Here is a 13,749-nt window from a genome sequence, read left to right as displayed (position 1 = left end):
TGAGCCTCGGCGGTGGGCGTCGCCGGTGGTGATCCGTGCAGGCGGTGATCAGAAGGATGCTGGGCGGGAATATAGCCAGGCCCGACCTGCAAGCGGGATTCTTGACTACCGCTCTGTTTCAATTGTCTGCCTTGGAGAGACATCCGGCGCATCGCCGGAGCGCCTCGGCGCGTGTCAGGCGCATTCCACCTGAACGCCCCGATTGACTGCGTGGGCAAGACCATGCCATTCGATAGCGAAGAACGGTGGCGAGCGGCCGAGCGGGCCTATCGGCTGCCTTTGGGCCCGTGGGCCATGGCCTCTGCGACTGAAGACCAGGCTCTTTCTCCCGGGCAATAGATCATGTGGGCGTCACGGCGCCTGTCAGGTAGAATGCGTCCCATGACAAAGCAGCGAACGACCTTGGCTTTCTGGATGTCCCTCTCGCTGGTTGGCAGCGCGTGTCTCGCGCTGGGCGCCGGCGCATGCAGCGATGACGGGGCGACCAGCTCCGGCGACGCAACGTCCAACGCCGGGAGCCAGGGCTCCACCGGGACGGGGGCCGGGAGCGGGACGGGGGCCGGGAGCGGGACGGGGGCCGGGAGCGGGACGGGGACCGGCAGTGGGACGGCGAGCGGCTCCGGTGGTGCCGGCGGCAGCACGCCGGCGACCGGGAGCACCACAGGACAGGGCGGCACGGGCGGCGGCGAGCCGCCGGCGTGCGACGCCAGCGCGGCCCCCGACGTCGGGAAGCTGGCGCTCGCTCCCGTCGTCACAGGCCTGGACAAGATGGTTTACGCCGCTCAGCCGAAGGGATCGAGCGACTGGTACCTCGTGCAGCAGACCGGGCAGATCCGCGTGTTCACGGGCGGCGCGCTGCGGCCGGCGGTCTTCCTCGACGTGAGCAAAGACATCCAGCTCCTCACCGGTGCGTTCGACGACGAGCGCGGGCTCTTCACCATCGCGTTCCCGCCCGACTACGCGACGAGCGGCAAGTTCTACATCATGATGACGCCGACCGCGGGCGCGAGCATGAACCGCGATACGGTGCTCGAGTACCAGCGCTCCAACGACCCTTACGTGGCCAACCCGACGCCCACAAGGACGATCCTGCAGCTCGACAGCTCCATGGTGAACCACAACGGCGGCCATATCGTGTTCGGGCCCGACGGCATGCTCTACGTCGGCACGGGCGATGGAGGCGGTTCCTGCAACGACAACAAGCCCGGGGCTCCGCAGGACCTGAACTCGCCGTTCGGCAAGATCCTGCGCCTCGATCCGAACGCTCCCGCGCCGCACGCCGCGGCCGGAAATCCCTTCCCGGGCGACGGCGCGCGGACCTGGCATTACGGCATGCGCAATCCGTGGCGCTTCGGCTTCGATCGCGCGACGGGCGACCTCTACATCGGCGATGTCGGCCAGAATGATTACGAGGAGGTCGACTTCGTTCCCGCGGGCGTGTCGGGGCTGAACTTCGGCTGGGCGAAGCACGAGGGCGACCACGCGGATACCTGCCGCGGACGCGACCTGCGTGCGGGAACGACGCACACGCCGCCCATCGTCGACATGGACCGGCGGCAGAGCGCGACGGGGCCGTACCGCGATTACGTGTCGGTCATCGGCGGCTTCGTGTACCGGGGCAGCGAGGTGCCGCAGCTCAAGGGCGTGTACCTGTTCGGCGACTACACCGGAGCGCGCATGGGCGCGCTCGTCCAGTGCGGGGACAAGACGTCGCCTGTCACGCTCCTCACCAAGAACCCCGATCCGAACACGCCCAACGCTCCGGCGTTCACGCGCCAGGGCGGCCTGCCGGCGTTCCAGGCGCTCACCGCGATCGTCGAGGACAACGCCGGCGAGCTCTACTTCGTGGCGAACCGCAACAGCCTGGTGAAGATCGTCCCCGGGACGTGAGCGAGCGCGGTCAGGGTGCGGGCGCCGGACAGCCGGCGCCTCGCGCCCTGCCTCCAGCGCGCGCCCGCCTGTGCCCGCACCCCCGGCGCGCGCGTCGACGCGCGCCGGCTTCGCATCACCGCAGCAACCCTCCATCGCCGCAGCAACCGTCGTGCCGCGTTCGCTCGCTGTGGGCGGAGCGCCCCCCTTCCGAGCGCCCAGCGAATGTGCTTCGCTTGCGCCGCTCATTCAGGAGGAGCCCCATGAAGAATTTCTTGACCGTGCTTGTGGCGCTCGGCGCCGTGTGTCTCATCGGCTGCGAGGACAAGCACCAGCAGGTGACGCCCGAGCCGCCGAAGGCCGCGACGACGGCCGAGCCGGTGAAGCCCGCGCCCAAGGCGGCCGAGCCCGCGAAGACGGCGCCGGCCGAGACCGCCAAGCCGGCGAGCACCGGCGGCTGGTGATCGGCGCGGCGGCTCGGCCCGCTGCCCCGTGGCATCGGCGCATGCTCCGCCTCGCGCTCTCGCTCTCGCTCGGCCTCGCCGCCGCGTCCTGTGACGGCCGCCCGCCGGCGCCTGCCCCCGGCGGCGGCCCCGGCTCCGCGGCGTCTGCCCCCGGCGGCGGCCCCGACCCGCTCGACCCGCTGCGGCGCTTCGAGGCGTCCCGCCGCGCCGCGACCGACTTCTCCCGTCTGCCCAGCTCCGACCGGCTGCTCGGGCCCGATCCGATCGCGCTTCGCCCCGTGGATCCGCGGGGTCGCCCCGCCGCGCCGGGCGCGCCCGCGCTGCTCTCGCCGCTCCGCGGCCGCGACGCGCTCGTCCTGCTCGACGCGTCGCTGCGCGAGCTCTCCCGCGCCCCCGCGCCGGCCTCGCCGACGGGGGTCGCGGTCATGCCGTCCGGCGAGGTCTTCGCGAGCGGCGAGGCGTCGCCCGCGCTCTTCCGCTACGTCGTGCGCGGCGCCTCGCTCGAGCCTGCGGGGCGCATCGAGCTCGCGGGACTCCACGGCGTCCGTGACGTCGCGGCCGGCCCCGAGGGCGTCCTCTATGCGCTCGACGAGCGCGCCGGCGCGCTCCTCACGCTGCGCCCTGGTCCCGCCCGCGCGGACGGGCGCCTCGAGGTCGAGCGCTGGGATGAGCCGATCGGCGCCGGCCCGTTCCGCGTTGTCCGCCTCGCGCGCCACCTGATCGTCGACTGCCTCCTCGACCACACGCTCGTCGTGCTCCCGGTCGGCGCGGACGGCCGCCCGCTTCCGGGCGGCGCGGCGCGCATCCGCCACGACGGCCCGATCTGGAGCTTCGACGCGCTCGAAACGGCGGACGCCGGAGGCGGGCTCCTGCTCGCCGCGGGCGGGGTCGAGGATCGCCCGCTCGACCGGACCGGCGGCTCGTTTGGCTACATCGACTCGTTCGTCTTCCTCTACCGCGTCACCACCGGCGCCCGGCCCGAGGCGGCGCGCCTCTCGGCCGTGAACGTCTCGGAGCTCGGTGTGCTCACCCCGAAGGCGATCGCGCTCTCGGCGCTCCCGGGCGCGGCCGGCGTGCGCGTGGTCGCGACCGGCTACGGCGGCGATCGCCGGGCCGAGCTCCTCTTCCGCGCGACGGACGCCGGCCTCTCGGCCGCGCCGGAGGTCTCCACCCGCCCGCTCGCCCCCGGCGTCGCCGCCATGGCCACGCTCGGCGGCGGCGCCTTCGCCTATGCGAACCCCCTGCTCGACGCGTGGCTGCTCGACGCGGGCGACGACGGCGCCGTCTCGAAGCGGCCGGTCCAGGACGGCGGCGAGGACGCTCGCTCCGAGGAGCTCCGCCTCGGAGAGGCGCTCTTCTTCACGTCGCTGATGGCGCCCTGGAACGGGACCGACGGGCCGCTCAGCCGCTTCACGTGCGAGACGTGCCACTTCGAGGGGTACGTCGACGGCCGCACGCACCACACGGGCCGCGGCGACGTGCGCGCCACGACCAAGCCGTTGCTCGGCCTGTTCAACAACCGCCCCCACTTTTCCCGCGCCCTCGATCCGGATCTCACCGCGGTGGCGGACAACGAGTTCCGCGTCGCCGGCGCGCTGAGCGGCCACGACCCGTGGTTCGCCCTCTCCGCCGCCGACGCCCCGTGGCTCGTCGATCTCGGGCTGGCCGACGCCGCGCGCGCCGGGCTGCCGCCCGAGGCGCTCCGCCGCGCGCTCATGAGCTTTCTCATGGCGTTCTCGCACCGCGCGAACCCCGCCGCCCTCGGCCGCTCGAGCTTCACCTCGCTCGAGCGCGACGGCGCTCGGGCGTTCCGGGACCGCTGCGCGCGCTGCCACGCGCCCGTGCTCCGCAGCGACGATCCCGGCTCCGCGGCGCCGTTCGAGCGCTGGGAGGAGCTCGTGCTCGCGCCCGAGGGGGCGATCGTGTGGGGCCGGGCCGGGTACGAGAGGACCGGCGTCGTGCCGTACGTGCACGAGGACGGCGCGCGGGTGCCGTCGCTCCGGCGGCTCTACAAGAAGCGGCCGTACTTCACGAACGGCTCGGCGAAGAGCCTGCGGGAGGTGCTCGAGCGGGCGCGCCTCGGCGATATGGGCGGCCGCGCCGCCGCCGCCGACGGCGGGCCGAGCGCCGCCGCCGCGCCGGGCGCCTTCTTCCACGACGGCGCCCCCGCGGGCGAGGGCCTCGCCGCGCTGGACGCCGGGGCGATCGAGGCGCTGCTCGCCTTCCTCGATCTGCTCTGACCGCGCGGATCCCGCAGCGTCGCCGCGCGATCCGCGGTAAATAGGCGAGATGCGACTTCACCCCGAGTTCCCGCGCCCGTCGGCGGCGGCCATCGACAAGGCGCGCCGGCTCCTCGAGCGCGCGCTCGGCCCCTCGAAGGTCATCACGTCGGCCGAGGGATGCGCCGCCTACGCGGGGGACGAGTCGGATCAGCCGCCGGTGAGCCCGGATGCGGTCGTGCTCGCGTCCTCGGCGGCCGACATCGAGAAGGCGGTGCGGGCGGCGAGCGAGGCGGAGGTGCCGGTCGTGCCGCGCGCCGCCGGCAGCGGCAAGTCGGGCGGCGCGGTGCCTGTGGCGGGCGGCATCGTCATCGCCACCATCGGCATGAGCTCCATCAAGGAGATCAGCCGCGAGGAGCAGGTCGCGGTCGTCGAGCCGGGCGTCATCCTCGCCGACCTGCACGCGGCCGTGGAGGCCGAGGGGCTCTTCTACCCGCCCGATCCGAACTCGCTCAAGATGTGCGCGCTCGGCGGCAACATCGCCGAGAACGCCGGCGGCCCGCGCGCCTTCAAGTACGGCGTCACGCGCGAGTACGTGCTCGGCCTCGAGGCGATCCTCATCGACGGCACGCGCCTCCGCACCGGCCGGCGCACGGTGAAGGGCGTGACGGGCTACGACGTCACGGCGCTGCTCGTCGGCAGCGAGGGCACGCTGGCGATCACGACCGAGGCGACGCTGCGGCTGATCGCGAAGCCCCCGTCGGTCATGACGCTGCTCTGCCTGTTCCCGGACGTGCACGCGAGCGGGCGCGCCGTGAGCGCCCTCGTCGCTGCCGGCGTCGTGCCGCGCTGCCTCGAGCTGCTCGACCGCTCGACGCTCGACGCGGTCCGGGCGCGCGGCGTCGGGGTCGACGAGCGCTCGGGCGCGATGCTGATCATCGAGGTCGACGGCGAGCCCGCGGACTGCGAGGTCCAGACCGAGCGGGTGGGGGAGGTCTGCATGGACGCCGGGGCGCTCGACGTCCTCGTCGCGCAGGACAAGGCGCAGCGCGACCGGCTCTGGGAGGCGCGCCGCCAGCTCTCGCCCACGACGCGCGCCATGGCGCGCCACAAGATCTCCGAGGACGTCGTGGTCCCGCGCAACAAGATCCCGGCGCTGCTCGACGAGGTCGCGGAGATCTCGGCGGCGACCGGCGTCCGCATGCTGACGTACGGCCACGCCGGGGACGGCAACCTCCACGTCAACCTGCTCTGGAACGATCCGGAGCTCCTCCCCCAGGTGGAGACGGCGCTGTCGCGCCTGTTCCACGCGGTGATCGGCATGCGCGGCACGCTGAGCGGCGAGCACGGCATCGGGACGTCGAAGGCCGAGTTCCTCGCGCTCGAGCAGTCGCCGGAGCTCATCGCGCTCGAGCGCCGGATCAAGGCGGTGTTCGACCCGAAGGGCCTGCTCAACCCGCACAAGATCTTCCCGCGACGCGCGCTCACCGCGGTCGAGCGGGGCGAGCGCGACGGGGGGACCGAGCGCGCGCCGGGCTTCCCGACCCACGTCGCTGCGCCGTCGCACGGGGCCTGCTGAGCCGATGCGGGTCCTCGGCATCGATCCCGGGTCGCGCCACCTCGGCTGGGGCCTGCTCGTGCGGCAGGGCACGCGCATCGAGCACATCGCGCACGGCGTCATCGACATCGACACGACCGGGACGTTTGCCGGCCGGCTGGTGGAGATCGACGACGAGCTCGGGAAGGTGATCGCCGCGCACGCGCCCGACGCGGCGGCGGTGGAGAGCCTGTTCTTCGCGAAGGACGCGCAGAGCGCGGCGAAGCTCGGCCACGCGCGCGGGGTCGTGCTGCTGAGGCTGGCGCGCGCCGGCGTGCCGATCTCGGAGTATGCGCCGGCGCTGGTGAAGCGGACCATCGTCGGCCGGGGCGCGGCCGAGAAGGCGCAGGTGGCGCAGGTGATGACCGCGGTCCTGCGCCTCGCCGCGCCCCCGCGGCCGGACGCGGCCGACGCGCTCGCCATCGCGATGACCCACCTGAGCGCCGCGGGCTTCGCGGCCGCGCTGGCGGCGTCCGGCGCGCCCGTCCGGTCCCGGGCCCGGCCGCGACGGGCGCGCCCGGGTTGAGCGTGGGCCCGCGGGGCGCGGCGGCTGGGCTCGACGCGGATCCGCCGGGCGCGACCCGGGCGGTCCGGGCGCACACCCCGTGTGCTATGGAGCCTGCATTGGACGCGCCCGCGCCGCGTCCAAAGTGAAAACGTGCGGCGCGCCCCGGCTTCAGCGAGGGCGGCGGTCGCCGGGGGAACCGGCGGTGCATCACCGGTGCCCCTGTCTCACGAAGCGCGGAGGCGACACGCCTCTGGACATCAAAGGAGATCGGGAAGGATGACGCGAACCTCACTTTACCGCCTGGCCGCCGCGTGCCTCATCGGGCTGACGGCGCCTGCCATGGTCGTGCTCGCGACCGCCGGCGAGTCCCAGGCCGCGGGCCCTAGCGCCGAGGAGCTCGGCAGGCGCGTCCAGCAGTTCTACGACTCCACGAAGACCTTCAAGGCGAGCTTCACGCAGACGTACACGATCAAGGTCCAGGACGTGAAGAAGGTCTCCACTGGCAAGGTGATCTTCGAGAAGCCCGGCAAGATGAGCTGGGTCTACGACGCGCCGAACGGGAACCGCGTCGTCTCCGACGGCGTCACGATCAAGGTCTACGAGAAGGACAACGAGCAGATGTTCGAGACGCCGGTGAAGGGCTCCCAGTACCCGGCGGCGCTCTCGTTCCTGATGGGCAAGGGGCAGCTCACGAAGGATTTCTCGCTGCGCCTGCTCGACCCGGCGCAGATGAAGTTCGAGGGCGGCTATGTCCTCGAGGGGACGCCGAAGGAGGCGACCCCTGCCTATCAGAAGATGCTCCTCTACGTGGACGGGCAGACCAACCAGGTCCGGCGCGTTCTGATCCTCGACGCGCAGGGCAACCGGAATCGGTTCGACTTCGCGTCGCCGGTCGTCAATCAACCGACCGCGAAGAACGAGTTCGACTTCACGCCCCCTCCCGGCACGCGCGTCGTCCGCCCCTGACGCCATTCCCGCCATGTTCCCGGCGCGGAGCCACCGCCGCGTTGCCACTGCCGACAGATCGAGGAAGCGGAGCGTCACGCGCCCGCGCTCCTCGCCGGCCGCGCGACGCGCCGATGCTGCTGGGAGATATGCCCGGCGCGTCTCTGCCGTGGTAGAAATATCGTGTGATGCTTCGATCCGACGGGTGTGAGCGACAGCTCCGAGACTGCCGTTGCCCGCCTCGGATCGTCGCCGCTTCTGGCGGCTCCACGTGTGCGGTGGGGGTTCGTCTCGGCTGATGGTCACCCGCTGTCACGAGGATTTCGCGAGAGCGCTCGATCCATGAACAACGCCCACGGACGCCGTCCCGATTTCCCCGGCCTGCCGCAGCAACCCCGGCCGGCGGAGCGCCCGAGCGAGCATGCCCAGCCTGGTGGCGGGCAGGTTCGCTCGGGGTCCCCGGCGCACGGCGCGGGGCAGCTCTCCTCGGGACAGCCGCCGCACTGGCCGCAGGGGCACGGGCAGCATGGGCATGCGCCTCCGGGACACGGGCATGCGCCTCCGGGACACGGGCATGCGCCTCCGGGACACGGGCATGCGCCTCCGGGACATGGGCATGCGCCTCCGGGACACGGGCACGCGCCTCCCGGACACGGGCACGCGCCTCCGGCCTACGGGCAGGCGCCGCCTGGCTACTGGCCGCCGACCCATGCGCCGATGCCAGCGCAGGGCCCTGCTCCGCCGCACGGCGCTCCCGCGCTGCACGGCGCCGCACAGCCTGCGCCTGCGCATCCCCACGCTGGCTACCCTGCGGTCATCCGGGTCGCGCGAAGGCCCGACCCGGACCGGCGGCGGCGCATCGCCGGGCTGTGGCTGTGGGCCAACGGCATCATCGCGGGCACGGTCCTCAACGTGATCTTCACGCTCTTCGGCGTGATCGAGTCCGGGGGGAGCATGCTGAGCGCCATGCTCGTCGGAGCGCTCTTCGCGTTCCCGCCGCTCGTCCTCTACCTCTTCGTCCCGATGGTCATCGATCGGTACGATCCTGAGCCGTGGTGGTGCCTGCTGATGGCGTTCCTGTGGGGCGCGCTCGCGGCGACCGGCTTCTCGATCCTGATCAACACCGGCGTCCACGTCGGCGTCTCCAGCAACTTCGGCGAGCCGGTGGGCGAGCTCGTCAGCGCGTCGGTCAGCGCCCCGTTCGCGGAGGAGCTCTTCAAGGGGCTCGGCGTGTTCGGCTTCTTCTACTTCTTGCGCCGGGAGTTCGACGGCATCGTCGACGGCATCATCTACGCCACGTTCTGCGCGCTCGGCTTCGCCGCCGTGGAGAACGTGCTCTATTACGCGCGCGCCTCGATGCAGGGCAGCGACGTGCTCGCCGGCACCTTCGTCCTGCGCGGCGTGTTCACGCCCTGGCTCCACCCGCTGTTCACGTCGATGACCGGGATCGGCTTCGGCCTGGCCCGGGAGTCGTCGAAGACCTGGGTGCGCGTCGCGGCCCCGATCGGCGGCTACCTGCTCGGCGTCGCGCTGCACGCGGTGTGGAACTTCCTCCCGACCGCGCTGGGGCGCGCGATGGGGGACCTCTTCATGCCGTGGCTGCTGCTCTGGCTATGTTTCGTCGCGTCGTTCTTCGGGATCATCGTCGCGCTCGTCGTCCGCAAGGGCTGGGTGATCCGGGATCATCTGCGCGACGAGGTCGCGCTCGGCATGCTCACCCAGGACGAGCTCGAGCTCGTCTGCTCGCCGATCGGCCGGCTCCGGTGCACCCTCGGCTGGCGCGGGGCCACCGGACGGAGCTTCATCCGCGCCGGCGCGCGGCTCGCGCTCAGCAAGTGGCACACAGCGCGCGCGATGGAGGGGCGGAACCGGACGATCAGCGCCGACTTCATCGGCCCGCTCCGCGACGAGATCGCGCAGCTCCGGCAAGAGCTCCTGACCCGCTCTGGAGCTGCGCCCGGGCGCCGCGGTGGGGGGTCAGCTCTGTGAGCCGGTTGTGTCGTCTGTGACGGGGCGGGGGGCGGGGCGGTCATCGCGCCGTTGCACGGGCTTCGCGGGGATGCCGACGACCGTCGTGTTCGGCGCGACGTCGTGCACGACCACGGCGTTGGCGCCGATCCGGGCGCCGTCGCCGACCGTGACGCCGCCGACGATCTTGGCGCCCGCGCCGATGAAGAGGTCGCTCCCGAGCACCGGCGTCTGACGCCGGTCGGCGCCGATCGTCACCTGGTGCTCGATGAGCACGTTCGTGCCACCACGGACGTTGCCGTTGATGACGACACCGTTCGAGTGGATGAGCACGAAGCCCGGCCCGAAGTCCGCGCCGCGCCCGATGACGCAGCCGCCGGCGAGGTTTGTCGCCTTGTTGAGCAGCATCTCGACCACGGGCATCCGGTGGGCTCGCGCGGCCTGCGTGAACCGGTAGAGGACCATCGCCGCCGTGCCGTCGGTCGCCAGCGTCTTCAGGAGCGTCGGCAATGGATCGCTGCCGTAGCACCATGTCGCCTTCTTGCGCACGTCGGCAGCGATGAGTCGCAAAGTCCGCAGCATCCCCGCGAGACTAGCGCACCTCGCCCCGACCGTGCGAGCTTTCGCCGCGCGACCGTGCACCCCCCCTCTGCTGCGCGGGCCCACCTTCAGGAGAAATCGCGGCGCATTCTCCTCCGGAGGAGCCGGCGCACCGCGCTGTTGCCATCCGGTCATCGGCCCGTCACATCGCTCGGGTACACGCGCTATTCAGCATGGCGCGGATTTTGGTCATCGAGGACGAGCCGGCGCTCCAGAAGGTGCTCGATTACAACCTCAGGCAAGCCGGGCATGAGGTGCTCCTCTCGGGGCAGGGCGGTGAGGGGGTCCGACTGGCCTTGGACCAGCGACCCGATCTCGTCTTGCTCGATCTCATGTTGCCCGACATCTCGGGCACCGAGGTGTGTCGCGCTCTCCAGCAGAGCGAGGACACCCAGCGAATCCCCGTGATGATCGTCTCGGCGCGCGGGGACGAGGTCGACCGCATTGTCGGCTTCGAGCTCGGCGCCGTCGATTACGTCGTCAAGCCGTTCAGCGTGCGGGAGCTCGTGCTGCGCGTGCACGCCGTGCTCCGCCGCGCGAAGTCCTCCGGGGACGGGGAGCGGTGCATCGAGTTCGGGTGTCTCCGGATCGACGAGGGCGCCCATCGCGTGTGGGTCGAGCGCGAGGAGGTCGAGCTGACGCTCCTCGAGTTCAAGCTCCTCGTCGCGCTGTACGAGGCGCGCGAGCGCGTGCAGACGCGCACCGCGCTCCTCGACGGCGTCTGGGGCATCGACGTGAGCATCACGACGAGGACCGTGGACACCCACGTCAAGCGCCTGCGCGACAAGCTGCGCCGCGCGGGCGATTACATCCAGACCGTCCGCGGTATCGGCTATCGATTCGCCGCGTCGCCCGACGTGCCCGAGAGCCGCAGCGCCTGATCGCGATGCCGGGCGGCCGCGACAATCGTTGCCGCCACGCCATTCTGCCGTAACGCAAGCGGGTATACAGTGCGAGCGTTGAATCCCACGATGGGCTGACCCATTGAAGCCGCTTGTCCTTTTCTGAGCTCAGGTGGAGCTCTGGTCTTTTCGCTGGCTGGCGCCTGGAGCCTCGATGCACCTTGAGACGTGGAATGCGGCAGAGGCCGATCCTGACCGAGCGAAGCGGCTCGCGATCGGGTACGCGGCCGGGCTCCTGCTGTTCGCGGGCATCGCGCTCTCCGCCGCCCGCCTGAGCGGCGCGATCAGGCCTCCTCCGCCCGAGGAGGAGGTCGTCGACGTCAAGCTCGCCGCCCGGCTCCCCGAGGCGCCTCCCGTCGCAGCGGCGCCGGGGCCCCCGCCGCCGGCGGCGGAGGCCCCGGCGCCTCGCCCCGCGGCGCCCCGGCGCCCCGCGCTCGTCGCGCCGACCGCGGTGCCCACCGAGGCGCCCGCGGAGGCGGACCCGAGCGAGGCCAGGGCGAGCGACGACGACACCTACGGAGAGCCGGGCGGTGCGCCGGGCGGCGTGCCCGGCGGGGTCCCCGGCGGCACGGGAACGGCCGCCGTGGCGGCGCCCCCGCCCCCCCCGCCGCCACCACCCCCGCCGCCGCCGAGAGGGCCGATTCACCTCCCGGAGAACGCGACGCCGCCGGTCGCGCTCTCCAACGCGCTTCCTTCCGTCCCCGAGGCGGCGCTGAGCGCAGGGGTAGAGGCCACCGTGGTGGTCAGGTTCGTGGTGACCGAGACGGGCGAGGTCACGAACGTCACCCTCGTCCGCGGCCATCCGCTCTTCAACGCCGTGGTCCTCGCGACGGTGAAGACGTGGCGCTACCGGCCGGCGGTTCACGAGGGGAGGCCGGTGTCGACCTTCAAGACGGTCAGGATCCCCTTCAAGGCGAAGAGATGACGTCGAGCGCGCGGCCGCGGAGGCGGCCTCTCGCGAGAGGAGTGAAGGAGTAGAGCCATGATGCAGTTTGATCTCGGGCACATCTGGGCGACCATGGGGCTCCTCAGCAAGCTCGTCGCGTTCGCCCTCGTGCTCATGGCGCTGGCGAGCGTCGCTGTCGTGGTGGAGCGGCTCATCGCGCTGGCGCGTCAGGCCTCGGAGACCCGGCGCTTCGCGAGCGAGGCGCGGCCGGTGATGGAAGCGTGGGACACCGCGCGGCTCGCGGCGATCGCCGACCGGTACGGGCGCTCTGCGCTCGCCCGGCTCGTCGCGGCGGCGGTGCGCCGCTTCCAGCGCGCCGTCGACGCCGGCGAGGGCGGCGTGCCCCCGGTGGAGCTCGCGCGCCGCGAGGTGTCGCGGCGCCGCGAGGCGATCTCCGCCGACCTGCGCCGCGGCCTCTCGGTGCTGGCGACGGTGGGCTCGGTGGCCCCGTTCGTCGGGCTGCTCGGCACGGTCATCGGCATCATCACCGCCTTCCAGACCATCGCCTCGACCGGCTCGGGCGGCCTCGGCGCCGTGAGCGGCGGCATCTCCGAGGCGCTCATCGTCACCGCCCTCGGGCTCGCGGTCGCCATCCCGGCGGTGCTTTGCTTCAACTACCTCACCACCCGCATCGCCGCGGTGGAGCTCGCGCTCGAGCGCAGCGCGGGTGAGCTCATCGACGAAATGGAGAACGAGCATGGGCGTTCGAGCGGAGAGCGGTCGTTCGGGTCGGCAGCCGCCGCCTGAGCCGGAGATCAACGTCACGCCGCTCGTCGACGTGGTGCTCGTGCTCCTCATCATCTTCATGGTGATCGCGCCCCAGATGGAGCACGGCGAGCGGGTCGAGCTCCCGGCGGTGTTTCAGCCCGATCGGAGGTCGAGAGCGACGCTCGAGCCGATCTACGTGACGATCACCGGCGCCGGCACCGTGTTCCTGGAGAAGGAGGCCCTCGCCGACCTGCCGTCGCTCGGAGAGAGGCTGCGGGCCATCCGCGCCGCGGAGCCGGAGCGCCGGGTGGTCATCAAGGGCGACTCCTCCGTGAAGTACGGTCGCGTGCGGGAGGCCTTTGCGCTGTGCCAGGAGGTCGGCTTCGGCGGGATCTCGCTGCAGGTGAGCCAGCGGGGCGGCGGGGCCGCGCCCGAGCCGGAGGAGGGATAGCGCCGTGGGCATGAGCGTTCCGCAGGGCGGAGGCAAGAGGGCCGGCGTCACGCCGAGCATGAACGTCACGCCGCTGGTCGACGTGGTGCTCGTGCTCCTCATCATCTTCATGGTCGTGACGCCGCTGCTCGCGAAGCAGTTCTGGCTGAACCTGCCCAGGAAGGACGACACAGCGAAGCTCGCACCACCCCCCGACGACGCCAGCAAGCCCGTGGTGCTCACGGTGGATCAGCGCGGCGTCATCCGCATCAACCAGGCCGAGGTGCAGCGCGGCGAGCTGAAAGAGCGGCTCGCCCGCATCTTCGCGGCGCGCTCGGACGACGTGCTTTACTTCGACGCGGAGGACGAGGCCGTCTACGCGATCGCGGTGGAGGCCATGGACGCCGCGCGCATGGGCGGGGCGAAGACGATCGCCGTCCTGACAGAGAAGACCGGGCGCTGAGCCGGCGCGGCGCTCGGCCCCGATGCGGCGCTGACAGGGCGCGCGCGGGGCCGACGCCCGAGGGCGCGCTCGCGGCGCGGTGCACAGGAGAGGGCGGCGGGGAGCTGGCTCTCCGCTCTCCTCATCGACG

The 13,749-nt window shown here is 72.3% G+C and carries 13 protein-coding genes; 12 read left to right on the top strand and 1 reads right to left on the bottom strand.

Going from position 1 to position 13,749, the window contains the following annotated elements:
• Positions 1–381 precede the first annotated feature (381 nt).
• The 7 genes from WME75_RS27075 to WME75_RS27045 all read left to right on the top strand — a co-directional run bounded on the left by WME75_RS27075 (position 382) and on the right by WME75_RS27045 (position 9,591).
• Positions 382–1,890, top strand: coding sequence for a PQQ-dependent sugar dehydrogenase (locus WME75_RS27075; RefSeq protein ID WP_437476749.1), 1,509 nt, complete (start codon positions 382–384; stop codon positions 1,888–1,890).
• Positions 1,891–2,132: 242 nt separating this feature from the next.
• Positions 2,133–2,333 (top strand): hypothetical protein, encoded by a 201-nt coding sequence (locus WME75_RS27070; protein WP_437476747.1) that lies wholly within the window; start codon positions 2,133–2,135, stop codon positions 2,331–2,333.
• A 41-nt stretch (positions 2,334–2,374) separates the two neighbouring features.
• A complete protein-coding gene (locus WME75_RS27065) occupies positions 2,375–4,573 on the top strand; it encodes a hypothetical protein (RefSeq protein WP_437476744.1) in 2,199 nt (732 codons plus the stop codon).
• Positions 4,574–4,622: 49 nt separating this feature from the next.
• Entirely contained in the window at positions 4,623–6,131 is a 1,509-nt protein-coding gene (locus tag WME75_RS27060; protein ID WP_437476741.1) for an FAD-binding oxidoreductase, read from the top strand.
• Between the two features lie 4 nt (positions 6,132–6,135).
• The gene (ruvC, locus tag WME75_RS27055; protein WP_437476738.1) at positions 6,136–6,675 is read left to right on the top strand and encodes a crossover junction endodeoxyribonuclease RuvC; all 540 of its coding nucleotides are present in this window, start codon (positions 6,136–6,138) and stop codon (positions 6,673–6,675) included.
• A gap of 258 nt (positions 6,676–6,933) precedes the next feature.
• Positions 6,934–7,623, top strand: a complete 690-nt coding sequence (locus WME75_RS27050) for a LolA family protein (protein ID WP_437476736.1) — start codon at positions 6,934–6,936, stop codon at positions 7,621–7,623.
• Between the two features lie 696 nt (positions 7,624–8,319).
• Positions 8,320–9,591, top strand: coding sequence for a PrsW family intramembrane metalloprotease (locus WME75_RS27045; RefSeq protein ID WP_437476733.1), 1,272 nt, complete (start codon positions 8,320–8,322; stop codon positions 9,589–9,591).
• Here WME75_RS27045 and WME75_RS27040 read toward each other — a convergent pair.
• Positions 9,580–10,152, bottom strand: coding sequence for a serine O-acetyltransferase (locus tag WME75_RS27040; RefSeq protein ID WP_437476730.1), 573 nt, complete (start codon positions 10,150–10,152; stop codon positions 9,580–9,582). The genes WME75_RS27045 and WME75_RS27040 overlap by 12 nt on opposite strands.
• A 191-nt stretch (positions 10,153–10,343) precedes the next feature.
• On the opposite strand from WME75_RS27040, the gene WME75_RS27035 reads away from it, so the two are divergent.
• From WME75_RS27035 to WME75_RS27015, 5 genes are all read left to right on the top strand, one after another.
• Positions 10,344–11,051, top strand: coding sequence for a response regulator (locus tag WME75_RS27035; protein ID WP_437476727.1), 708 nt, complete (start codon positions 10,344–10,346; stop codon positions 11,049–11,051).
• A gap of 175 nt (positions 11,052–11,226) precedes the next feature.
• Positions 11,227–11,997 (top strand): energy transducer TonB, encoded by a 771-nt coding sequence (locus WME75_RS27030; protein ID WP_437476724.1) that lies wholly within the window; start codon positions 11,227–11,229, stop codon positions 11,995–11,997.
• A 57-nt stretch (positions 11,998–12,054) separates the two neighbouring features.
• Entirely contained in the window at positions 12,055–12,765 is a 711-nt protein-coding gene (locus tag WME75_RS27025) for a MotA/TolQ/ExbB proton channel family protein (protein WP_437476721.1), read from the top strand.
• Complete coding sequence (locus WME75_RS27020) at positions 12,716–13,177, top strand: ExbD/TolR family protein (protein ID WP_437476718.1); 462 nt, start codon at positions 12,716–12,718, stop codon at positions 13,175–13,177. Before WME75_RS27025 ends, WME75_RS27020 begins: the two co-directional genes overlap by 50 nt.
• A gap of 4 nt (positions 13,178–13,181) precedes the next feature.
• Complete coding sequence (locus WME75_RS27015; RefSeq protein WP_437476715.1) at positions 13,182–13,619, top strand: ExbD/TolR family protein; 438 nt, start codon at positions 13,182–13,184, stop codon at positions 13,617–13,619.
• Positions 13,620–13,749 lie beyond the last annotated feature (130 nt).

Source organism: Sorangium sp. So ce1014 (genome assembly GCF_051521505.1).
GTDB lineage: Bacteria > Myxococcota_A > Polyangia > Polyangiales > Polyangiaceae > Sorangium.
Note: the sequence above shows the minus strand (reverse complement) of the source record. Positions and strands in the feature narration are given on the sequence as shown.

Excerpts from the sequence above, each read along its gene's own strand:
- WME75_RS27035 (WP_437476727.1), top strand. The coding sequence starts at position 10,344 with ATGGCGCGGATTTTGGTCATCGAGGACGAGCCGGCGCTCCAGAAGGTG.
- WME75_RS27045 (WP_437476733.1), top strand. The coding sequence starts at position 8,320 with ATGCCAGCGCAGGGCCCTGCTCCGCCGCACGGCGCTCCCGCGCTGCAC.
- WME75_RS27020 (WP_437476718.1), top strand. The coding sequence starts at position 12,716 with ATGGGCGTTCGAGCGGAGAGCGGTCGTTCGGGTCGGCAGCCGCCGCCT.
- WME75_RS27070 (WP_437476747.1), top strand. The coding sequence starts at position 2,133 with ATGAAGAATTTCTTGACCGTGCTTGTGGCGCTCGGCGCCGTGTGTCTC.
- WME75_RS27025 (WP_437476721.1), top strand. The coding sequence starts at position 12,055 with ATGATGCAGTTTGATCTCGGGCACATCTGGGCGACCATGGGGCTCCTC.
- WME75_RS27050 (WP_437476736.1), top strand. The coding sequence starts at position 6,934 with ATGACGCGAACCTCACTTTACCGCCTGGCCGCCGCGTGCCTCATCGGG.
- WME75_RS27040 (WP_437476730.1), bottom strand. The coding sequence starts at position 10,152 with ATGCTGCGGACTTTGCGACTCATCGCTGCCGACGTGCGCAAGAAGGCG.
- WME75_RS27075 (WP_437476749.1), top strand. The coding sequence starts at position 382 with ATGACAAAGCAGCGAACGACCTTGGCTTTCTGGATGTCCCTCTCGCTG.
- WME75_RS27060 (WP_437476741.1), top strand. The coding sequence starts at position 4,623 with ATGCGACTTCACCCCGAGTTCCCGCGCCCGTCGGCGGCGGCCATCGAC.
- ruvC (WP_437476738.1), top strand. The coding sequence starts at position 6,136 with ATGCGGGTCCTCGGCATCGATCCCGGGTCGCGCCACCTCGGCTGGGGC.
- WME75_RS27030 (WP_437476724.1), top strand. The coding sequence starts at position 11,227 with ATGCACCTTGAGACGTGGAATGCGGCAGAGGCCGATCCTGACCGAGCG.
- WME75_RS27065 (WP_437476744.1), top strand. The coding sequence starts at position 2,375 with ATGCTCCGCCTCGCGCTCTCGCTCTCGCTCGGCCTCGCCGCCGCGTCC.